Source organism: Nocardia implantans (assembly GCF_035544775.1).
Taxonomy (GTDB): Bacteria; Actinomycetota; Actinomycetes; order Mycobacteriales; family Mycobacteriaceae; genus Nocardia; species Nocardia implantans.
The window spans coordinates 14,941-36,028 of the sequence record NZ_JAYKYQ010000007.1 but is presented as its reverse complement, the minus strand read 5'-3'; the positions used below and the strand labels follow the sequence as shown (position 1 = coordinate 36,028).

The following is a 21,088-nucleotide window of genomic DNA, read 5'->3' as shown; positions in this document are numbered from 1 at the left end:
CCATAATATCGGCCACGTCGTTGCCGCTAGGGGTTGACCCAGGAAAGATTATAGGCAACACTGTTGCCATTATGAGTAGACGAGTAGCCGTCGATGACTACATCGACCCTGATTCGCGCTTCGCGCTCGTCGAGGGCCACAAGCTCCACTACAAGCGGGCTGGTGCGGGGCCCTCCGTGCTGCTGCTCCATGGCAGCGGCTCATCACTGCACTGCTTCGACGAGGTGGCCTCGGCGTTGTCCTCGTCCTTCGACGTGATCCGACTGGACCTGCCCGGGTTCGGCCTTACAGGGCCGCGCACAGACCGCGACTACAAGGTGCAAACGTTCGCCAGAACTGTCGCCACATTCTTGGACTCGCTGGGGGTACCGAAGGCTTCGCTGGTGGGCAATTCGCTGGGTGGCAACATCGCCTGGAACTTTGCTCTGGATTACCCGGGACGGGTGGATCGTCTGGTTTTGATCAATGCCACGGGCTATCCGGGTAAATCGCTTCCGCTGGCGCTGCGTCTGGCGAGGAACCCTATCGGTCGGGTGCTGCTGCGGCGCTTGTCGTCTCGCGCGGCCACCGCACGCAATCTGCGCTCGGCGGTGGGGTCGCGGTCGTCGGTGGTGGACGACGCGATGGTCGACCGGGTGCACGCCATGCTGACCCGGCCGGGTAACCAGCAGGCATTCATCGACTTCGCCAATACCGACCAGATCGACCGCACCGCCGAGATCCCGGCCATCACCGCGCCCACGTTGGTACTGCGCAGCGCGTCGATCGACGGTCAGCATTTCACCCGTGACATCCCGGGCTCCCGCGAACGGGTGCACCCTGGCGGCGGGCACCTGCTTCCCGACGAAGACCCGGGATGGGTGGCAGGCGCGGTCCTCGACTTCTTGACCACGGAGCCGACCTCGCGGACGGAAGGCCTGCGATGAAGTACTTCGTGGCCCGCGGCGAAACCCGCCGCTTGAACCAGAACAGCCGCGCCGGACTGCGCGGTGACTTCCTCCGATGCCGCGACGGAGTCACCCACTACGAGCTGACCGGACCCATCGGAGCTGAGACTGTCGTCTTCGTGGGTGGGCTGACCATCCCCCTGTTCTACTGGGACGACCTTGCCGCCGAACTCTTGCGGCGCGGATTTCGCACCCTCACCTACAGCGCCTACGGACGCGGTTACTCCGAGCGTGTGCGAGCTGCCTACGACGAATCACTGTTCGTGCGGCAACTGACCGATCTGACCGAACGACTGGGACTTCACGAGCCCTACCACCTCGTCGGAACCTCGATGGGGGCGCTGGTCGCCATGGCCTTCGCCGCACAGCAGACCGACCGACTGGCGACATTGACCTTGGCGGGCCCGGCTGGCTTACAGCCCGAACCTGCCGCCGCACGGCTGCTGCGCCACGAGTGGTTGGGGACCGTCCTGGCCCGAATTCTGGGCAGCAGAATGCTCGACCGGCACCTCTCGCACAATGTTCGCGACCCGCAACGATCCGCGGCGCTGACGGCGATGGTGCGGGAGTGCTACCAGTTCGAAGGCTCGATCTATGCGTTGGCGGCCACGCTTGCCGATTTCCCGCTGTCCGCCCGCCACGACCTCTACCGGAGTACCGGACACCTACCGGTGCCGCGCATGTTGCTGTGGGGCGACGAAGACCAGGTCACACCCATCACCAGTTACGAGGACGTGTGCGCGTTGCTGGCTCCCACCGAGTCGCACATTCTCTCGCCGTGCGGGCACATGGTCCCCTACGAGGAGCCCGTCGAAATGAGCAAAAGGTTCACCGCTTTCGTCCACGGAGTCAAGGATGGGGTACGGCGATGACGACACCGCCTGATACGGAACTCGTCGACGTTCTTGTCGTCGGCGCCGGGCCCGCCGGCACCGCTTTGGCGATCGATCTGACTCGTCGCGGGCTGGCGATACGGATCATCGACAAGGCCGCGCACGCTTTCGACGGTTCGCGGGCCAAAGGCATCCAGCCGCGCAGCCTGGAAGTCCTCGAGGACCTGGGCGTCCTCGACGACATCCTCGCCGGAGGAGCCACCTATCCACCGTTGGGCATCCATGCCGGCCCCGTGACCATCCCTTGGCACATGCAGTCGCGTAACGAGGTGACATCCGATGTGCCACATCCGAACACGTGGTTAATCCCCCAGTTCCGCACCGACGCCGCGCTGCGCGCCGGGCTGCGGCGACTCGGCGGAACTGTCGAAACAGACTGCGAGCTGCTCGGATTCGAGCAGCGTCCGGATGCGGTGGTGGCGACCGTGGCCGGACCCGGCGGCGTGCACGAGATCGCCGCCCGCTATCTCGTCGGCGCCGACGGCGGCGCCAGCGCGGTCCGCAAGAGCTCGGGTATCGCGTTCGAGGGCTCGACCGACGAGTCCGATCGGATGATCATCGTCGACGCCGTGGTGGAAGGCCTTTCCCGGGACCGCTGGCACGTGTGGCCCAGGCCTGGTGGTCGATTCGTCGGTGCGTGCCCGCTGCCGCATTCCGAGCAGTTCCAGTGGATGATACGGCTGGCGCCCGACGAGCAGCCATCCCTCGACGACGACGACCTGAACACGCGAATCCGCGCCCACACCGGGAGCACGCGTATCCGCCTGTCGCAGATCAGTTGGAAGACGGTGTTCCGCCCCAATATCCGTCTGGCCCAGCAGTATCGGTCGGGACGGATACTCCTCGTCGGTGATGCCGCTCATGTACACACCCCGGCGGGTGCGCAGGGACTCAATACCGGCCTGCAGGACGCCTACAACCTCGGCTGGAAACTCGCTCAAGTGCTCGCGGGGGCGCCCGACAGCCTCCTCGACAGCTACGAGGCCGAACGGCAGCCTATCGCGGCCGGTGTACTGGGCTTGTCGACCAAAAAATACGAGGGGCTGTCCAAACTCGACCCGTCGTCCATCAAACGCGGCAACGACGAACGCCAACTCGGCCTGCATTACCGTGGTGGACCGTTGACAACGGCCGAGGCCGAACGGACCGCGACCCTACAGGTCGGTGACCGTGCCCCGGACGCGAGATTGCTGAATGCGACGGGGGGAGCGCAGCGGCTGTTCGACCTTTTCTCCGGTCCGCACTTCACCGCGCTGGCCTACGGTCCCGCGGCGGCCGCGGACCTGGCAGCACTACCCTGGCCCGCGGCCGGTGCGGAACTGAGACGAGTCGCCATCGACAGCGGGAAGCAGGCGGCGGTCGATGTGGCCCTTGTCGACATCACCGATTCCTTCGCTCGGATCTACGGCGTGAGCGACTCCACGCTGCTGTTGATCCGCCCCGACGGCTACATCGGCGCTATCGCCACCACCGACCGGACGTCACGGACGCTGAAGGCCCTCAGCGCGATGACCCCGGAGTTGGCGGCTACCTCTGCGCTGCATACCCCGGAGACGCAGGCATGACTCGCAACGTCCTTCGCTGGAATCGCCCTCTTGCCAGCCGGGAGTGCGAGGACGGCGATACGGCGATCATTTCGGCCAGGGCTGATGTTCGAACGTTGGAGCCTCGATGCTGTGGCATCTAGCGGTGGACTTCGGACTGGGTGCACCCCTGCATTTCGTCGCCTCGCGCGAGGCGGCCATCGCATTCGCCCGCGAGTCCACCGAAGGTGGTTGGGCGCGCGCGGCCGCGGTCGACCAGCAGGTGGACGAAAGCTACCCAGCGATGCCGTGCCAGAGACTGTACCCGGTACCGAGCGCAGCGGATCGCACGCGCAGCACCCATCGTCTCTGATACCTGCGCGAGATGGCATACGGGATCGTGGGCTGTGCGCGCCCAAGTCCCGCGCGAAATTCAGTGGCCGGGAGGCGGCCGCTGGAGTCGGCCTGAGCTGACCGCTGCTCGTTGGCAGACCTGGCGGCCGCGGCTGCATCGGTCTGGTTGTCGACGTGCATCGGCATCCAGGTGACTCGACGCATTCCCGGCGCCGAGCGCAGCGGCCGGCGGGCTACGACGTCGGGCGGAGCCGGCCTCGGTCGCCACCGTCCGCTGACTGTCCTGTTTTGGAGGAGTTTCGATGCGTAATCGCAGTGCGACCCCGGCTTATGAGCCCGATCTCTACTCCCGGGCGGCGATACACGACCCTTATCCGCACTATGCGCGGCTGCGCGAGCTGGGGCCGGTGGTGTGGCTCGCGAAGCAGCGTGCTTACGCGTTGCCTCGTTACGCGGAATGCAAAGCCGTGCTGCTGGATGACAAGACCTTCGTCTCCGGCGCGGGCGTCGCGTTGAATCCGGTGGCCAACCGCCTCGCCCGCGGCACCACCCTCAACAGCGACGGCGAGGACCACAGCCGTCGGCGCGCCCTGCTGGCGCACCGACTCACACCCAGGGCGCTGCGCGCGATGCGGGCAACGGTCGACCAGCAGGCAGTGGCGGCGGTCGAGGCCGCGGTCTCGCGCGGTGCGATCGACGGTGTCGAACTCGCGACGGCCCTCCCGATGTCGGTCGTACCGGATCTGATCGGCTGGCCACAACACGGTCGCGAGCACCTACTGCGATGGGCCGGTGCGACCTTCGACTCGTTGGGTCCGATCAACGGCCGATCGATCCGGACCGCCCCGGCGAGTGCGGAGATGATGCGCTTCACCCGGCGGATCGCCCGCGATCGAGACCTCCTCCCCGGTAGTGCGGGGGAGGAGGTCCTGCGGGCTGCCGATGAAGGCAAGGTCCAACACTCGGAATGCCCGGCGTTGCTGATCGATTACCTCGCACCGTCGCTGGACACCACGATCGGCGCCATCTCCAGCGCGTTGTATCTCTTCGCCACCCACCCCGACCAGTGGCAGATGCTGCGGGCGGACCCGGCCAAGATCCCGAACGCGGTGAACGAGGTGGTGCGGTACGAGTCACCACTGCGAGCCTTCTCGCGCAAGGCGATTCGCGATACGACGGTGTCCGGCACCACGATCCCGAGAGACGCGCGGGTGGTCGTCATCTATGCCTCCGCCAACCGAGACCCATGCGAGTGGAAAGACGCGGACACGTTCGACATCCGCCGCGACGCCGCCCGGCAACTCGGCTTCGGGCACGGCACCCACGGGTGCGCCGGACAGGGCCTGGCCCGGCTTGAAACCCAAGCCGTTCTGCGTGCGCTGGTCGACCGCGTCGCACGCATCGAGATCGCCGGCCCAGGCGAATGGGCGACCAACAACATCATCCATCGCTTCGAAAGCCTTCCCCTCCGATTGATTCCCGCCTGAAGGCACTCGCGATGAAGATCTCCGTCGACTACTCCCGCTGCGAAGGTCATGGCCTATGCGCCGCACAGGCCCCCGCTGTATTCACCCTCGATGACGACGCCCAACTGATCTACCGATTCGAGGGCGCCGATGTTCCCGACGAGTACGTCAAGGTTGCCAGAGCGGCCGTCGACTCCTGCCCGGTAGCCGCCCTCCGAGAACAGTCATGAAACCGCTCGGCTGGAATCTCGGCAATGCCGGATCGACTGTCATGGCTGATGGAAGGCGAGGATCGCGACGCTACTTCGTCAGTCCGAGCAGCGCGGCGGTCAGACCGTAGTCGGGGCCGAAGTCCTGCATGTTCCCGGTACGGCAGCCGTCGGCCTTCATCTGTATGCGCTCGCAGAACAAGCTGATGATTTCACCGTTGAGGGCGGTGGGAACGATGAAATGAACTCGCGCTCGACGGTTCTCGCGGTCGACGAGATTGTCGATGTTCTGCAGCACCATGGGTGCGAGGTCGGCGACTTCGGTAAGACCGGAGGCGTTGTCGCGAAGCTGGCGGGTTACGTTCGTAAGTCCGGTCAAGGTGCCCGCGAGTTGGTCTTGGTACTGCCCGAGCGCGCCGGAGGTATTGGCCAGGAAGGCGGTCAGCTGGTCGAGGGTCGCCTGCAAACCGGAGGATTGCTCGGCGAGCAGACCGGACATCTGGGTCATCCGGTCGCTGAAATCGCGGATCGTTTGGTCGTTCTCGGCGAGTATCGTGGTGAGCTCGTTGAGCCTGAGGACGATGTTCGAGACCGCGTCCTTGTTGTCGACACCGACCTTCAGTGCGGCCGATAGCGCTTCGAGGGTGTCCCGGATCTTTGCGCCGTTGCCATCGAGCATGGGGTAGAGGACCCGACCCGACATCGGGCCGAGCCCCTCGGCTCCTTCCTGCGGCTTCAGTGCCGCCGCGAACTGATCGATTGTCTTGATCATGGTGTCCAACTCGACGGGGGTCTTGGTCCGCGACTTCGGCAGGTGAGCACCGTCGGAGAGAGTTTCGCCCTGGGTGTAGACCGGAGTGAGCTCGATGTGGCGATCGGTGACAATGGACGGCGAGATAATCGCCGCCACTGCCTCTTCCGGAATCTTCACCTGAGGTTCGATCGACAAGCGCGCCTCGATGAACGTGCCTTTCGGGGTGACCTTCTCGACCTTGCCGACCTCTAGTCCGAGGACGGTGACCGGGTTTCCTTCGTAGATGCCGGCGATGTTGTCGAAATCAGCGGTGATGTGCGTGGTGTCCCGCCACGCGTCGTCGGCCGCGTTCGGCAGTAGCGAGCAGCTGCCCATCGAAATCGCCGTTGCGCTGATCGCGAGAATTTTGACCGGTCCGAACTTGATCGCCGAATGGAACTTCAGCACACACGCCTCACTGTCTTGCCTGATACTGCACCCCCTTTGGGGATGAAGATCGCTCGGTTGTAGGGGAGCGATCTCGCGGAATCCCGCCGGGTGCCTTCTCCTGTGCTCGGACACGCGGGGCGGAAGCGTTCTCTCGCTCGACGGTCCAACTAATTCGGCTACACCGTATCCGAATTAGTCGGTGTTGCCAAGCCGCCGACGGCTCCGTCGACGCATGTCGAAGCAGCGGGTCGCGCCGTCCCCCTTGTGGCCGCGGCCTCGCCGGTGGAGCGGCGATCGAATCTCGTGCGCTCGCCGAGTCGGGCGGCAGCGTTGCGGGGTCGTCCATTGACGGCCGCGATTATAACGGCGACACTGTAACCATTATGAGTGGACGCGTTGCTGTCGGTGAGCAGATCGGCCCGGAGTCAGTCCGGGGCCGGCCCCTCGACGGGGGTACCAGCGCGCCGTCGCCGCAGCCGATCACCGGTCGTTTGGACGCGCGGGCACGCAGCGCTCTTCGCACACGTGCGGCACTGATCCGCTCCGGGCGGTGGGCATTGGCCAGCGATCTGGCCGGGAGGATCGGCATCGCCGGTCTGGCGCGGGAGGCCGGTGTCGCGACCGGATCCTTTTACAACCACTTCAATAGCAAAGACGAACTTTTCGATACAGTCATCGCCGAGGTGATCGAGGAGGTGGCGCGGATCCTCGACAGCGCTGCCGCGGGTATCGATGACCCTGCCGACATAGTCCTCGCGCACTTACATGCGCTCGGCGAGGTCGGCATCGGCCACCCTGATATCGCCGCGATCGTCCTTTCGATGAGATACCGGATCCTCGAAGATCCGGACGTCAGATCACGTCTGGCCGCGGGCATTCGGTCCGGCGTGTCGGCGGAGCGCTTCCACGTGCACGATCTGAGCGCCGCTCTCGATCTGCTCGGCGGAGTCGTCCTGGCGATGCTGCGAACGTCGCAGCGCGATGCGGCCGCCTTGACAGCGACATGGATGGATCTCCTCGCGCAGCAGGCGCTCAATTCGCTGGGCCACCGTTGAGGGCACAGCGAACTGGCGTCACGCTGAACGGATCAGGCGGAGCCCATCGACCGGTCTCCGCCGCCGTTCCTGCCCCGCATTCCCCGCTGCTCTTCTCAATGCGCGGAGCGCCGGCGATGTTCGGCCAGACTGTCCAGCCCGAAATCCGAGCGCAAATCTCGCCAGACCGAGTGGGCATGGTTGGCCTGGCGCTGGGTGTTGTCGTATTCGATGAGCAGCTCGGGGCCCTGGATTCGGTAGTAGTGCGGTTCCCCGGCCTCGAGGCTGCCTGCCCATCCGAAGTGAACCTCGTCGAGTACGTCGTCGGCTGCATAGTACGCGGCGTGGACTTCGGCGAGTGCGCTCGGCGCACGACCGGTGTACAGGCTGATCAGCTGCCGTAATACATGCCGATGCTCTGGGTCGAGGTCGCGCGCGGACAAACCTCGGGGGGGAATGGAGATCGCCATGGCCGCATGGTCGGCTGCGGTGTATCCGCTCCCGCTTTCGGCGCGCATGTCGATGTCGTCGACCAACTTTCGCAGCGCCGGATCGGTGAATCTGCCGCGCCAGAGATCCTGCATGTGCATCATCGCGTCGCCGTGAGCGATCGTCGGTCGGTTGCCGGAGACGATGTCGGATATGGCACTGGTGTGCAGTAATGCCGTGTGGTATCGGTCGGAGTCCAGTGACCGAGCCAGGCGCCGCGCCGTTTCTTCCGGCCCGCCCAGCGGCCGTAGCGTGCCGCCGAGCAGGGCGGTGCCGGCTGGATCGGCTCCGATGAAGCACGGTGTCGTCGAGACGATGCGTCCGCCGATGACGAGGTTGTTCAGCGAGATGTGGTGGCCGCCGAAGCGCCATGCCCAGACCCGGTCACCCGGTCGGCCGAACAATCTCAGCCAGTACAGGCCGGGATCCCGGCCCCGTTGCCGTCCCCAGCGGACTTGCCATCCTTCGACCCGATCGAGGACGTTCTCCAGGCCCATCACGGTGGCGACGGTCGCGTACCCGGCCTCGGACAGTCCCGAGGCGACCAGTCGCATCGCCAAGCCCTGCTGACGTGCGGTCTGGTCGCGCAGCGCGAGTCCACCGTGGTCGGTCGGGGTGTAGAACCAACGAAGCCGCTCGGCCTCCGCGTCCGGAGCCAGAGGCGAGTCGAACTGCGCTCGAGTCAATTGATCCGGGGCGAGCGATTCCAGCCATGCTGCCGCGCAGGCAGCCATGTTGGTGGCGACCAACTCGCGGACCGGAGCAAACGTGGCCTCATCCGGCGACATCGAGCATGACCTTGATCGCGTTGTCTCGCCGTTCCGCGTAGGTGTCGAAAGCTTCGGCGATGTCTTCCAGGGGGAAATGATGGGTCACCAGGGCGCTGGTGTGCAGTCGTCCCCGCGATGCCAGCGACAGGGCCCTGGCTACCGAGCGTGCACCTTCGCCGCGGACGGTATGGATCGAGATTCCGTTCATGACAGCGTGATTGAGGTCGGCGGTCACCGGCTGTTCGAAGAATCCCGCCAACACGATTCTGCCGCCGCGCTTGACCATGTGGATCGCGTCGTCGACGGCGCCCGCAGCCCCGGAGCACTCCACAACGATGTCGGGGCCGAGTCCGCCGGTGATCTCCCGAACCGCGGCGACGGCGTCCTCCTCGCGGGAGTTGATCAGATAGTCGGCATCGAATTGCTTCCCGATCTCCAGTCGGCTGTTGCGGGTGCCCACGAGCATCACCGGGTCGGCTCCCAGTTCGCGGGCGACCTGGACGGCCATCAATCCGATGGGGCCGGGACCGATCACCGCGACGCCGGCGCCGACCAGCAGCGAGTCGAGTGCGTCGAAAGCATGCATCACGGTGCCGACGGTGGTCAGCACGACGGCCGAGTCGAAGTCGATGTCATCGGGAAGCCGGTACAGCGTGGAGACGTGGTTGACGACATATTCGGCGAAGCCGCCGTTGACCGTCATCCCCTGTACCCGATGGCCTTTGGCGTGGTTACCGTAGTTCAAGCAGTCCGTGTAGGAGCCGGACAGGCAGTTCACGCATCGCATGCAGCCCCGATGCGCCTCGGTGACGACGCGATCGCCGACGGCGAACTCGTCTACGGCGCTGCCGACCGCGGCCACGACGCCCGCGTACTCGTGCCCGGGGATGAAGGTGTCCGGCGCCGGGCCGGCTCCGTGGAAGAAGCGACGGCTGCGGACCTTGAGGTCGGTGCCGCACAGTGATGCCCGATGCACCCGCACAAGAACGTCGTCCGGGCCGGGGCGGGGCACCGGCATGGTTTTGGTCTTGATAATTCCCGGCTCGCCGATCACTGCCGCGAGCATTGTTTCCGGAAAGGACATCACATTGCTTTCGTTGTCGTTTTGTGGTCCATCGGGAGGCTATGTGAGCGATTTATTTCGTGTCCAACGGCGCGGCGGCGGTCATCGTTGGACAACCGTTGCCGATCGTGCCGGATGCTGCACGTATAAGTTTTCCCTATAGGGTGTGGCGGATATTCGTATTGGGCACATTCGGTGGCCTGGTGTTACGGTGCGGAATATCTGGAAATGCCGGAATCATCGGCGTTCGTTCGAGGAGTGGACTTTTGGATCTCGAGATTGCCGGTCGAACCGCACTGGTTCTGGGCGCGGGAGGTGGCCTGGGTGGCGCCATCGCGGAGAAATTGGCGGCCGAGGGCGCCGAGGTGGCTGTGGCCGATATCCATCGCGAAGCCGCCGAATCCCGCTGCGAAAAGATTGTCGCGGCCGGCGGCCGGGCCATAGCGGTGGCATGGGACATCGCCGACCTCGATGCCATCGAAGGCAACGTCACACTGATCGAGCGAACCCTCGGCCCGGTGGACATCCTGGTCAACAACACCGGCGGGCCGCCGCCCGCGCCGATCCTGGGCCGGCCATCCGCGATATGGCTCGAACATTTCCGTTCCATGGTGCTTTCGGTGATCGCCATCAGCGACGAACTCGTCCCGGGTATGCGGACGCGCGGATGGGGCCGCGTCATCACGAGCACCAGTTCGGGGGTCATCGCGCCGATTCCCGGTCTCGGCCTGTCGAACAGTCTCCGTGCCGCATTGCTCGGCTGGTCCAAGACGCTGGCGCGGGAAGTCGCCGCGGATGGTGTCACCTGCAACATCGTCGTGCCGGGCCGGATCGGCACCCGTCGCGTCGAGCGTCTCGACCAGATCAAATCCGAAGCGGAGGGCCGAACCGTCGAACAGGTCGTGGCCGACAGCGTCGCCACCATCCCCGTCGGCCGCTACGGCGACCCGGACGAATACGCGGCGACGGTGGCGTTCCTGGCGAGCGTTCCGGCGTCGTACATCACCGGCACGGTGGTGCGCGTCGACGGCGGTCTCATTCCCAGCCTCTGATACTCACTGCGACAAAGGATCTCAACAATGGCCGTGCTCACCCGTGAGGCGAGGGGCGTCTTCGCCATCGCGCCCACCCCCTTCGACGAGGAAGGAGCGGTGGACTTCGACTCGCTGCACCGGTTGGTCGATTTCTACGAATCGGTCGGCGTCACCGGGATCACTTTGCTCGGCCAGATGGGGGAGGCGCCCAAACTGGCTCATGACGAGGCGACCCGAATCGTGCGGCACGTGCTGCGGAGGACTCGACTCCCGGTCGTCGTAGGGGTCTCCGCTCCCGGCTACGCCGCGATGCGCGCACTGACCGGTGAGGTCATGTCGGCGGGCGCGGCAGGCGTCATGGTCGCACCGCCCAACATCTTGCGCACCGACGACCAGATCGTCGGCTATTACGAGGGCGTCGCGGCCGCGCTCGGCGACTCGGTTCCCCTCGTCGTGCAGGACTATCCCTTGTCGTTCTCGGTTGTCATGAGCGCACCGGTCATCGCGCGTATCTCCCGCGCCATACCGAACTGCGTCATGCTCAAGCATGAAGACTGGCCGGGTCTGGAGAAGATCAGCGCACTGCGGCAGTTGGAAGCCGAGGGCGAAATGCCGAGGCTGTCGATCCTGTGCGGCAACGGGGGACTCTTCCTCGATTTCGAGACCGCGCGGGGCGCTGACGGCGCCATGACCGGATACTGCTTCCCCGAGATGCTGGTCGATGTGGTCGGTCATACCGCGGCGGGCCGTTGCGAGGAAAGCCATGACATCTTCGACGCGCATCTGCCGTTGCTGCGATACGAACAGCAGCCGGGTGTGGGCCTGGCGGTGCGTAAATACGTCATGCAACGGCGCGGCCTGCTCGCCTCCGACACTCAGCGCGCGCCCCGCAGCGTGCTCTCGAGCCGGGCGCGGTCGGAAGTCGACCATTTGCTTGCCCGGCTCGCTCGCCGGGACAGTCGGGCGAATCGGGTCGCATGACGCGCTCGTTCTGCGTCTGCGGCCAACGGCGGTAACCTCCTCCGATGCGACTGCGCCAGCTGGAGTACTTTCTCGCCGTCTGGGAAAGCGGATCGTTCAGCGCCGCCGCGGCACGGCTGTATGTCTCACAGCCGTCGCTGTCGCAGCAGATGCGTCTATTGGAGAAGGAACTCGGCGCGCAACTGCTCGAACGGGGCCGCCATGGCCTGGCCCTCACGCCCGCGGGACGGGCCTTCCTGCCGCACGCCGAGCGTGTGTTGCGGGCTGTCGGCGAAGCCGCGGATGCCGTGTACCAAGTAGTCGAGGGGCGAAGCGGCGACGTGCATGTGCTGACCGTCCGGTCGATCGCCTCCGGCATCCTGCCCCCGAGCGCCGTGCGGTGGCACTCCCTGTTCCCGACGGCGGTCCTTCGGGTGCACGACTTCTCGCACCGCCGCGCTCTCGAGGAGGCGGTTCGCAGCGGGCAAGGCGACATCGCGGTCGGACCGCGGCCCGAACTGTGGGAGGGGCCCGTCGTCTCACTCGGTTATGAGGAGATGGTGCTGGTCGGCCCGGCAGGGCGGCACACGGGTTCCTCGGTGGAGCTCGACGAACTGGCCGCAGCCGACTGGATTCTCTACGAGCCCGAGCAAGGCATGAGCGAGATAGTGGACCGGACGGCCACCGCCCTCGGATTCACCCCACGCGCCGTCGCGCGTACCGGACAGGTGGCGGCCGCACTGCTCTTCGCCATGGAGGGCTTGGGAGTCGCGCTGGTGCCCAACAACGCCGTACCCGGCGGCTGGATACAGCACGCCAGAAGAATTGGCAACGGGGTCTACCGGGAGATCGTCGCCTACAGCCGCAACACGCCGACGCAACTCGCGCAGCGGTATCGAGACCTGCTCATCGCCCTCGAGTTGCCACTCACCTCGGCCACGGATCTTCCCGCGGGCGCTTTGCGCTGCTAGTAGCCGGGCCATCGTCGGGGTCGGCGCGTTCCCGGAATTGTGACGAAGAGATGAGTCGCCGAACAGCAGCACCGCCTCCCGCCACGACGGCTGCGGTGGGGCGTGCGGGAACACAGGGCATCCTGCCTGGTGTGGCATCTCAGACGTCGGCGAGGACGCCCGAGCGCCTTCGGTGACCAGCGCTCAGCGCGCGAGTGATGCGACGACGAGGTAGGTCACCGCCAACAGGGCGGTGACGATGGCCGGGATCATGTCGGCGAGCTTGTCCTTGGTCCGGACGTGGGTGATGAGCGCCCCTACCATCAGCAGCACGATTGCGACCCCAGCGAGCCGGCCGATCGGATGCCAGCCGATACCGATCAAAAGCCCTGCCGCACCGACGATTTCCAAGGCTCCGAGGACTCGGTAGCCGGACACGGGGATCCCGGCGTGGGCGGCGCGTTCACGCATGGCCTGCACGGCGAGCACCTTCGGCGCTCCCACGGCGATCATCTCGAGCGCCAGCAAGGCGGGCAGAACAATTGATGCGATCGTCATCGATCGCTCCTTTTCTCTCGGAGGTGTTGTAGGCGTTCGTGCCGAGGACCGACGACGCGCCTTCGTTGACATGTCCCAACACCACCTCAAATGTTGACGGCCATCAATATAATGCAATTTATTGATGGCCGTCAACATATAATGGGCCCACGCATCGGGTGCCCATCGCGGGGCATGGCAGCGTGAGCGAGCAGCGCGCGACCACACCGGGATCGAGTAGACGAAGTCATCGGTGAGTGCGCTGGCGCAGGTCGGTCGTGAATCCTGTCCGGATGCTCAGCTGTCGGGCGCGGTGACCAGGTGATCGAGCGATCCCTGCAGGCGACCCCGCCGGATGGGGACGCAGGATTCGGGGAATTCTTGGACGATCTCGACATCGAGGGCATCGAGCCGTTGCAGAAAACGGGGCAGGTGCCGCATGGCGCCGGTGGGCAGGTCGTGCAGGACGACCAAACTCCATGGCCGCGACCTGATGTCGGCCAGGCATCGCTCGACCCAGTCGTCGGGGCGGTCCCAGTCGTGGGGAATGCAGTTCCACAGCACGCACGTGTAGCCGTGTCGGCACAGGTAGCCCACCGCGTTCGGCGAGAAAAGCCTCCGATCGAGGACACCTCCACCGCCGAAGGGCCGAAACAGCTTGTCGGGGTGGGTAAGCCTCCCGATGACCTCCTGCGCGCCCTCGATTTCCCGGATCGGCAGATCGGGGGCGCCCGCGTCGTCGCCGAACTGGATCGAGTGAGTCATGGTGTGATTGCCGATCCAATGTCCCTCGGCCGCAGCACGTTCGGTTGCTCGCCGCGCGCCCGATCGCGCGAGCTCGGCGCCGACGACGAAGAAGGTCGTGCGGATGCCGTGGTCGGCCAGTGCATCGAGCACGGTGGCGGTGGCCGGGCTGGGTCCATTGTCGAAACTGAGCGTCACCTTCGTCACGGTCGCCCTCGCTGGTCAGGCGCCGCGGGCGCGGAGCCCGGCCACGACCATGCCGGCGACGAATTCGGCGTGCCGGCGAACCGCCGCGGGGTCGAGTGGATCGAGTGGGTTCAGCCTCGCCGCCAGAGGGACCAGACTGAACGGCGCGGTAGCGCCGTGCGCAACCAGGAAATGCACGGTGCGAATGTCTTCCTCGGCCAGCACCCCGCGGTCGACGAGCACCTTCAGCGGCGCGGTGATCCGGTGATACAACGGTCCGACGTGCGCGTCGAACAGGTACGTCAGCCGAGGCCCCTCGGTGGCGCCTTCTACCGTGACCAGCCGCAGGATCTGTGGGTGGGTGGCGTGCAGTTGAAGGAATTGCACGATCGTCGCGCGTACCGCTTCGAGTAGGTCGCGCTCGGCCAACTCCGCATCCACGCTCATGTGGTCGGCGATCTCGCCGAAAGCCCAGTCGACCGTGGCGTACCACAGCCTCTCCTTGGAGCCGAACCGCTGATGGACGAGGTTGTGGCTCACTCCGAGCTCGCGATTGAGCGCCGCCACCGAGGTGCCGTCGAATCCGTATTCGGCGAACACTCTCAACGCCGCGGCCAGGATGTCGGTCAACGAGGCTGGTGACTGCTCGGCCGGTGGTCGTCCTTTTCGTGTCTGCGTCGCCATCCGCCCAGTTTAGGACAACATGTTGACGACCATCAACTTGTGTGGTTTATTGATTGTCATCAACTTTTATGACGCGGGACACAGGGAGGTGGCCGATGCGCAGAGAAGAACAGATGGTCGGCAACACATTCGCGTATCGATTCGCTGATCCGGCCGCGGATCATGTGCTGCTGGTTCAGCACGGAATCGGCGGCCATGGCGGCATCTACGACAATTTCGCCGCACACTATGCCCGGTTGGGAGCCGAGGTCTGGTGCATGGATGCTCCCGGCCACGGCCGCTCGTGCGTGGACCGACGCGCCGGCCAGTTCACCATCGAGGAGTGGATCGAGGCGGCACTGCAGCTGACCGACCACATTCGTGCCGCCACCGGACTGCCGGTATTCATCAAGGGCTCCTCGCTCGGCGCGTCCGCCGCCTACGGCGCCTACGCCGCGTCGCAGGATTTCGGGGGCGCGATTTTGATGGGATTCGCCATCCCGTCCTCACCGCTGATCCCGACCGACAACGCCTTCCGCACACAGGCGTTCGATCAGATGGTCGCCCTGTTCGGTCCGGCGCTGCGCTTCGATATCGACCAGTACATCGATTTCGACACCGACTACGGGTTCCGCGGCGCGGGCAAGCAGAAGCATCAGGATCCGCTCAACACCTGGACTTACGACCTGGCCTCATGGGCGTCGATCCTGCGCTACGACCCCGCCGTGCCGTTGTCGGCCAACACCAAACCGATCCTGTTCGCCGTCGGGGAGAAAGATCCGATCTTCCCTCCCGCCGCGGCCCAGGCCGTCGTCGACGCCACCACCGGCCCCGTCGAACTGCACATTCAACCCGAAGGGGTGCACCAGCTGATGTTGTTCCACACCGCCGACTACGCCGATGTCGTGCGGACCTGGTGCCACAAGCAGTTGCTCGACTCCGCCACCGAAAAGGACTGACCATCATGACCGCCACCCAACCCATCGGCGTGAACCACCTGGCCATCGCCACCCGCGACATCAAATCTCAGATCGCGTTCTTCACCGATGTCCTCGGCCTGCCGCTCAAGGCGCTGTACCGCATGCACGGAGCCGAAGGCGCCTGGCACGGGTTCGTCGAACTCAACCCCACCTCCTACATCGCGTTCGTGTACCACCCCGACAACCCCGACACTCGCGAGCTCGGCGTCACCCATGCCGCCGAACCGACCGGACCGGTCGCGCCCGGTGCCATGCAGCATGTCGCACTGCATGTACGCGATCTCGACGAACTGCTGAGTTTGCGCGACCGCATCCGCAGTCGAGGGATCGTCGTGCTCGGCCCGATCGACCACGGGTTCTGCCGGTCGCTCTACCTCGCGGGCCCGGAAGGTCTGCTGGTCGAACTCACCACCGGCGACGCCATCGACGACCGCGCCTGGATCGACCCGGAAGTGGTCGAGATCAACGGCATCAGCGCCGAGGAACTCGAAACCTACAGGCACCCAGCACCATTCACCCGACCGCTCGAGCCGGTGGCCCAACCGGCCTACGACGAGACCAAACCCCATATGGCCTATCCCGACGAGGTCTACCGGCAGATCATCGCCATGCCTGACGAGCTGGTGTGGCAGATGGCCAGCCAGACCGATCCGCCGGTCCGCCTCGACTGATCCCAGCGACCGATGGCCGACCGTGCACCGCACCGTCCCGGCGGTGCACGGCCCACCCGACCGAAAAGGACAGCCGCCCCTCTCATGAAGCTCGCCAATCTCGACGGCCGTGCCACGCTCGTCACCGATACCGGCATCATCGACCTCGCCAACGCCTCCGACGGCGTCCTGCCCAGCGATCCCGATCAGGCCGTGGCGCACATACGGCAGATCCGCGCCTGGTTCAGCGGCAATCGGCCCCATGTGGATGCCCGTGTGACGGGCGCGCAGTTGCTCGCCGATCTGACACGGCTCGGTCCGCCGGTGCGTGCGCCACGCCAGATCTTCGCCGTTGGGCTGAACTACGCCGACCACAGTGACGAAACCGGGCTCGCACTGCCCGAAAACCCGCTGGTCTTCACCAAATTCGCCTCCGCGATCACCGGCCCCGGTGACGCGATCCCGTTGCCTACCGGCACCTGTGACTGGGAGGTGGAACTCGTCGCCGTGATCGGTGTCGGCGGACGTCACATCGCTACCGAGCAGGCCATCGACCACGTCGCCGGATTCTGCATCGGTCAGGACATCTCCGAGCGTCGATCACAAATGGCCGGCACCGCACCGCAATTCAGCCTCGCCAAAAGCTACGAGCGGTTCGCGCCGATCGGCCCGTGGCTGACCACTCTCGACGAACTCGACGACCCCGACGATCTGGCCATCGAAGCCGTCCTCGACGGCGAGACCGTGCAATCGGGCCGCACCAAGCGGATGATTTTCGACGTCGCCGCGCTGGTCTCCCACCTGTCGGGCATCTGCGAGTTGTTCCCCGGCGATCTGATCTTCACCGGCACCCCGGCCGGCGTCGGCTACTCCCGCACCCCGGCACGGTTCCTCGCCCCGGGCAACATACTGCGCTCGACGATCGAGGGCCTCGGCGAGCTGCGCAACCCCTGCACAGTCGCATAACGACGCGAAGACCTCGACAGACCGGCAACACGGGAGGTAAATGCGGCGTCAAATCGCGCCGCGAACCTGTGAAGCGTCTCCACCTCTCCGTCGCGGATGGCGTAGTCGTCCTCGTTGTCGATCGCGTGACTGATCAGACCGTTGAGCCCCCGGCCGTGGGTATGCATCGTTCGCCAGCCGAGACCGCTCTGGATGAGGATGTCGGCGATCTCGGGGCCGTACAACTTGGTCGACTGGCTGACCGGCAGCCCGGCGCTCATGGTCACACGCTGCTCGGGTTTCAGCTCGGCGCTCTGCGGCCACCACAGTGCCAGCATGACCAGTTTGAATCCGATCATCATGTCGGCGAAGGGGACGAAGAACATCAGCAGCATCACCAGGTAGTGCTCGGGGCGGGCGGCCAGGAATACCGTCTTGTCCCGCAACCCCAGCGCGCAGAGGGCGACGACCAGAGCGACGACGACCTTGGGATCGAGCAGACCTACGTGACCGCCGTCGACCGGGGAACGCCACGACCGGGCGCGAGCAACGCTTGGATTCCGGAGCCTGCACGACCGCGTACAAAGCCACGTCGACGACTCCGCGTTCGTCCTCACGGGTAAAACGGCACTTTGGCCGCGCGCAGCTGGTCGGCGCGCGCGTCGGACCAGACAACCGTGCCCAAGTGGGTTCGGTCTCGCCGATAGCCCAGCGCACGCTCGCTGTCGATCGGGTCGACGTGCTGTCCGGACAGGATCGAGCGCACCCGAGCGGTGCGGGCGGCCATCTGGTTCTGTAGCCACCGCTCCCGCTCGTCCTGCTAGGCGGTCACGACTTGCTGGGAAACGCGATCGATATAGGCGAACGAACGGTCGGTCATCTCGGCCACCGCGGAGGTGATGAGGGCGACGTCGTCAGTCGCCGCGGTGAGCTCGCCTCCGTGGCGTCGCTGTGCATGGGCTCATCCCCGAGATCTTCCCGACCGGGCGGACTCGGCAGAACTCGGCCTCCGACCGCCTACGATCCGCAGCGCGAGGTCCGCGTAATAGTCGCCGATCTCCTCCGGTGACCAGGAACCGCCCTCGTGGTACCAGCGCGCGATATCTATTCCCAGCGAGAGCAGCGCGGTCGCGGCCATATGGGTATTCGAGTTCTCGAACACCCCCGCGGCAGCCCCTCGCTCGATCAAGCTCCTGACCTCTCCTTCGATCGCACGCCGGATTTCCTTGATCTCTTGTTGATGTTCCGGGCTCAAAGCGGCGAGCTCGTAATTGATGATCCGGGCGACGGTGTGGGCGCGGGCGTGATGGATCGTGAACTCTTTCATCACGGCGAGCAGCTGCCCGGCGGGGTCTTGTGCCGAGGCGATGGCGGCGCGGACCCGCTCCAGGGTGTCCAGGTGACCGGCGCGTGAGATCTGATAGAGCAACTCTTCCTTGGAACGGTGGTACACGTAGATCGTCCCGGTGCTCACTCCGGCGATCGATGTGATGTCGCGGGTCGTGGAGCCGTGGAAGCCGCGTTCGGCGAAGGCGACCACCGCCGCGTCGAGCAGCCGCGCTCGGGTCTGGTCCGCGCGCGATCGGTCCTCTGTATCGGTCACCTGGACAGTATGGCGCTACACGGCGAGCACGAGTTTGCCGGTGTTGGCTCCCGTGAACAGCATGTTCAAGGCTTCACCGAAGCGGGCGACACCGCCGTGCACGACATGCTCCCTGCTCTTGATCCTGCCCTCGGCCAGCCAACCGGAGATCTCCGCGATGGCCTCGCCGTAACGATCCGCATAGTCGAAAACGACGAAGCCCGTCATCGACGCCCGGGAGACCAGCAGCGACATGTATCGCGAAGGCCCCGGAGGGAGCTTCTCCGCGTTGTACGCCGAGATCGCGCCACAGAGGACGATGCGGGCGCCGCGCCGGAGATCGGCGAGCGCGGCATCGAGAATGTCACCGCCGACATTGTCGAAATAGACGTCGATTCCCTCCGGAACGACCTCTCGTAGCCGCAGCAGGACGTTCTCACTCCGATAGTCGATGGCCGCGTCGAAGCCGAGTTCCTCGGTCAGCATCCGGCATTTTTCAGCGCCGCCCGCGATCCCGATCACTCTCGCACCTTTGATCTTCGCGATTTGACCGGCGACGCTGCCGACGGCGCCCGCAGCCGCGGAGACCACCACGGTGTCCCCGGCTCGGAGTTGGCCGACCTCGAGCAGCCCGAAATAGGCTGTCATTCCCGGCATTCCGAGCGTACCCAACCAAGTCGGACCGTCCGCCGAAGTCAGATCGACTTTTTGCACTCCCCGGCCGTCATGGATCGCGTACTCGGTCACGCCGAAAGTTCCGCTGACGGCGTCGCCGACGGCGAAGTCGGGATGCGTCGACTCGACAACGGTGGCGATATCCAGTGCACGCATGACCTCCCCGACACCGACCGGCGGGACATATGATCGGACGTCGTTCAGCCAGCCGCGCATGGCCGGATCGAGGGAGATGAAATCGACCTTTACCAGGATCTGCCCGGGGGAGAGCGCGGGAAGGTCCTCGGTCGTCAGGTTCCACGTGTCCGCGTCGGGCAGCCCCGACGGCCGTTTCGCGAGCCGCACCTGCTGGGTAGTTGTCACGGGATCTCCTTTCGTTCGCCGAACAGATCGGGCCGGACAGCGTCGAGTTCCGAGCTGCCGGCCGGAATCGGTCATTCAGCGTTGTTCCAACGGCAGCCCGACGAGGTCCGCCAGCAAGCTCCGATGGTGGCCGGGACTTCCCAGCCCGATCTGGTCGGCCTTGGCTCGTTTGAGGTAGAGGTGCGCCGGGTGTTCCCAGGTCATGCCGATCCTGCCGTGCAATTGGACGGCTTCCTCGGCGGCCCGCACCGCGACATCGCCGCAGTAGGACGCCGCGACGGCGGCGGCGATCACGCTGTCGGGGTCGTCCGCCGCGAATGTTCCCGCCGCGTACCGCGCGGCGGCCGAGGCCGACTCGACCTCGACGTAGAGATCGGCGAGGCGGTGCTCGAGCGCCTGGAATCCGCCGACCACTCGGCCGAACTGGCATCGCAGCTTCAAGTACTCGACGGTCGTCTCCAGGCACCAGGCGGCGACCCCAGCTTGCTCGGACGCCAGGAGTGCCGCGCCGATCGTCAAGCCGGATTGTATGGCTGCCCAACCGAATTCGGCGGCGACGACCACCCGGCTCGGCACGGAGTCGATGACGACGTCGGCCAGCGGACGGGTCATGTCGAGGGAGACCACCGGCTCGATCGCCGCCGCGGCGGCCGCCAAGGCGTGCACCTCCGTACCGTCCGCTGTCTCGACGGCGGCCAGCAGCACATCGGCGTCGAGCGCACCGGCGACGCTGGTGACGCGACCGGATACCCGGCCATCCGCATCAGCCGTCAAAGCCGGGACTCGCGTCGCGAGCGCCGTGGAGAACGGTGTCAGCAGCGCCGCGCTGCGACTTCCGTCGCCTAGTTGACTCGGTGGCAGCCGGATCATACTCTGCGAGTAGGCTTT

23 protein-coding genes are annotated in these 21,088 nt (G+C 65.7%); 12 read left to right on the top strand and 11 right to left on the bottom strand.

From position 1 onward, the window contains the following. Window positions 1-20 precede the first annotated feature (20 nt). The 5 genes from U3653_RS17665 to U3653_RS17645 all read left to right on the top strand — a co-directional run bounded on the left by U3653_RS17665 (window position 21) and on the right by U3653_RS17645 (window position 5,413). Window positions 21-926 (top strand): alpha/beta fold hydrolase, encoded by a 906-nt coding sequence (locus U3653_RS17665; RefSeq protein WP_323124247.1) that lies wholly within the window; start codon window positions 21-23, stop codon window positions 924-926. Continuing rightward, the gene (locus U3653_RS17660; RefSeq protein ID WP_195081370.1) at window positions 923-1,819 is read left to right on the top strand and encodes an alpha/beta fold hydrolase; all 897 of its coding nucleotides are present in this window, start codon (window positions 923-925) and stop codon (window positions 1,817-1,819) included. The genes U3653_RS17665 and U3653_RS17660 overlap by 4 nt, the downstream gene beginning before the upstream one ends. Then, a complete protein-coding gene (locus U3653_RS17655) occupies window positions 1,726-3,405 on the top strand; it encodes an FAD-dependent oxidoreductase (RefSeq protein ID WP_323124246.1) in 1,680 nt (559 codons plus the stop codon). Before U3653_RS17660 ends, U3653_RS17655 begins: the two co-directional genes overlap by 94 nt. A 614-nt stretch (window positions 3,406-4,019) precedes the next feature. Then, window positions 4,020-5,204, top strand: coding sequence for a cytochrome P450 (locus U3653_RS17650; protein ID WP_195081371.1), 1,185 nt, complete (start codon window positions 4,020-4,022; stop codon window positions 5,202-5,204). A gap of 11 nt (window positions 5,205-5,215) precedes the next feature. Then, a complete protein-coding gene (locus U3653_RS17645) occupies window positions 5,216-5,413 on the top strand; it encodes a ferredoxin (protein WP_195081372.1) in 198 nt (65 codons plus the stop codon). Between the two features lie 70 nt (window positions 5,414-5,483). Here the strand turns inward: U3653_RS17645 and U3653_RS17640 are convergent, their stop codons facing one another. Then, entirely contained in the window at window positions 5,484-6,521 is a 1,038-nt protein-coding gene (locus U3653_RS17640; protein ID WP_195081441.1) for an MCE family protein, read from the bottom strand. Window positions 6,522-7,132: 611 nt separating this feature from the next. Here U3653_RS17640 and U3653_RS17635 point away from each other — a divergent pair. After that, a complete protein-coding gene (locus U3653_RS17635) occupies window positions 7,133-7,630 on the top strand; it encodes a TetR/AcrR family transcriptional regulator (protein ID WP_195081373.1) in 498 nt (165 codons plus the stop codon). Window positions 7,631-7,725: 95 nt separating this feature from the next. On the opposite strand, the gene U3653_RS17630 is transcribed toward U3653_RS17635, so the two are convergent. Together U3653_RS17630 and U3653_RS17625 are read right to left on the bottom strand one after the other, a co-directional pair. Further along, a complete protein-coding gene (locus U3653_RS17630) occupies window positions 7,726-8,886 on the bottom strand; it encodes a DUF3500 domain-containing protein (RefSeq protein ID WP_323124244.1) in 1,161 nt (386 codons plus the stop codon). Further along, window positions 8,873-9,952 (bottom strand): zinc-dependent alcohol dehydrogenase, encoded by a 1,080-nt coding sequence (locus U3653_RS17625; RefSeq protein WP_195081374.1) that lies wholly within the window; start codon window positions 9,950-9,952, stop codon window positions 8,873-8,875. The genes U3653_RS17630 and U3653_RS17625 overlap by 14 nt, the downstream gene beginning before the upstream one ends. A gap of 59 nt (window positions 9,953-10,011) precedes the next feature. Here U3653_RS17625 and U3653_RS17620 point away from each other — a divergent pair, with 59 nt between their 5' ends. From U3653_RS17620 to U3653_RS17610, 3 genes are read left to right on the top strand one after another with little or no spacing between them, the layout of a single operon-like run. Further along, window positions 10,012-10,983, top strand: coding sequence for an SDR family oxidoreductase (locus tag U3653_RS17620; RefSeq protein ID WP_323124243.1), 972 nt, complete (start codon window positions 10,012-10,014; stop codon window positions 10,981-10,983). Between the two features lie 27 nt (window positions 10,984-11,010). Next, complete coding sequence (locus tag U3653_RS17615; protein WP_195081375.1) at window positions 11,011-11,946, top strand: dihydrodipicolinate synthase family protein; 936 nt, start codon at window positions 11,011-11,013, stop codon at window positions 11,944-11,946. 44 nt (window positions 11,947-11,990) lie between these two features. After that, window positions 11,991-12,896 (top strand): LysR family transcriptional regulator, encoded by a 906-nt coding sequence (locus U3653_RS17610; protein WP_195081376.1) that lies wholly within the window; start codon window positions 11,991-11,993, stop codon window positions 12,894-12,896. Between the two features lie 183 nt (window positions 12,897-13,079). On the opposite strand, the gene U3653_RS17605 is transcribed toward U3653_RS17610, so the two are convergent. The 3 genes from U3653_RS17605 to U3653_RS17595 all read right to left on the bottom strand — a co-directional run bounded on the left by U3653_RS17605 (window position 13,080) and on the right by U3653_RS17595 (window position 15,026). Continuing rightward, complete coding sequence (locus tag U3653_RS17605; RefSeq protein ID WP_195081377.1) at window positions 13,080-13,433, bottom strand: DoxX family protein; 354 nt, start codon at window positions 13,431-13,433, stop codon at window positions 13,080-13,082. Between the two features lie 276 nt (window positions 13,434-13,709). Next, on the bottom strand, window positions 13,710-14,363 hold the full coding sequence (locus tag U3653_RS17600) for a polysaccharide deacetylase family protein (RefSeq protein WP_195081378.1): 654 nt from the start codon (window positions 14,361-14,363) through the stop codon (window positions 13,710-13,712). A 15-nt stretch (window positions 14,364-14,378) separates the two neighbouring features. After that, window positions 14,379-15,026 carry a TetR/AcrR family transcriptional regulator gene (locus U3653_RS17595; protein WP_195081379.1) on the bottom strand — a complete coding sequence of 216 codons (648 nt, stop codon included), beginning with the start codon at window positions 15,024-15,026 and terminating at the stop codon, window positions 14,379-14,381. 95 nt (window positions 15,027-15,121) lie between these two features. Here U3653_RS17595 and U3653_RS17590 point away from each other — a divergent pair, with 95 nt between their 5' ends. The 3 genes from U3653_RS17590 (at window position 15,122) to U3653_RS17580 (ending at window position 17,601) form a co-directional block, all read left to right on the top strand. Then, entirely contained in the window at window positions 15,122-15,964 is an 843-nt protein-coding gene (locus U3653_RS17590) for an alpha/beta hydrolase (protein ID WP_195081380.1), read from the top strand. Window positions 15,965-15,969: 5 nt separating this feature from the next. Continuing rightward, window positions 15,970-16,656, top strand: a complete 687-nt coding sequence (locus U3653_RS17585) for a VOC family protein (protein WP_323124242.1) — start codon at window positions 15,970-15,972, stop codon at window positions 16,654-16,656. An 84-nt stretch (window positions 16,657-16,740) separates the two neighbouring features. Further along, window positions 16,741-17,601, top strand: a complete 861-nt coding sequence (locus U3653_RS17580; protein WP_195081381.1) for a fumarylacetoacetate hydrolase family protein — start codon at window positions 16,741-16,743, stop codon at window positions 17,599-17,601. On the opposite strand, the gene U3653_RS17575 is transcribed toward U3653_RS17580, so the two are convergent. The 5 genes from U3653_RS17575 to U3653_RS17555 form a co-directional block, all read right to left on the bottom strand. Beyond that, a complete protein-coding gene (locus tag U3653_RS17575) occupies window positions 17,502-18,197 on the bottom strand; it encodes a DUF3556 domain-containing protein (protein ID WP_323124241.1) in 696 nt (231 codons plus the stop codon). The two genes, U3653_RS17580 and U3653_RS17575, sit on opposite strands and share 100 nt — an antisense overlap. Next, entirely contained in the window at window positions 18,194-18,367 is a 174-nt protein-coding gene (locus U3653_RS17570) for a hypothetical protein (RefSeq protein ID WP_323124240.1), read from the bottom strand. The genes U3653_RS17575 and U3653_RS17570 overlap by 4 nt, the downstream gene beginning before the upstream one ends. Window positions 18,368-18,541: 174 nt before the next feature. Then, entirely contained in the window at window positions 18,542-19,183 is a 642-nt protein-coding gene (locus U3653_RS17565) for a TetR/AcrR family transcriptional regulator (RefSeq protein ID WP_195081382.1), read from the bottom strand. Between the two features lie 15 nt (window positions 19,184-19,198). After that, the gene (locus U3653_RS17560; protein ID WP_323124239.1) at window positions 19,199-20,200 is read right to left on the bottom strand and encodes an NADP-dependent oxidoreductase; all 1,002 of its coding nucleotides are present in this window, start codon (window positions 20,198-20,200) and stop codon (window positions 19,199-19,201) included. 75 nt (window positions 20,201-20,275) lie between these two features. Continuing rightward, on the bottom strand, window positions 20,276-20,974 hold the full coding sequence (locus tag U3653_RS17555) for an acyl-CoA dehydrogenase family protein (protein ID WP_323124238.1): 699 nt from the start codon (window positions 20,972-20,974) through the stop codon (window positions 20,276-20,278). Window positions 20,975-21,088: the final 114 nt, after the last annotated feature.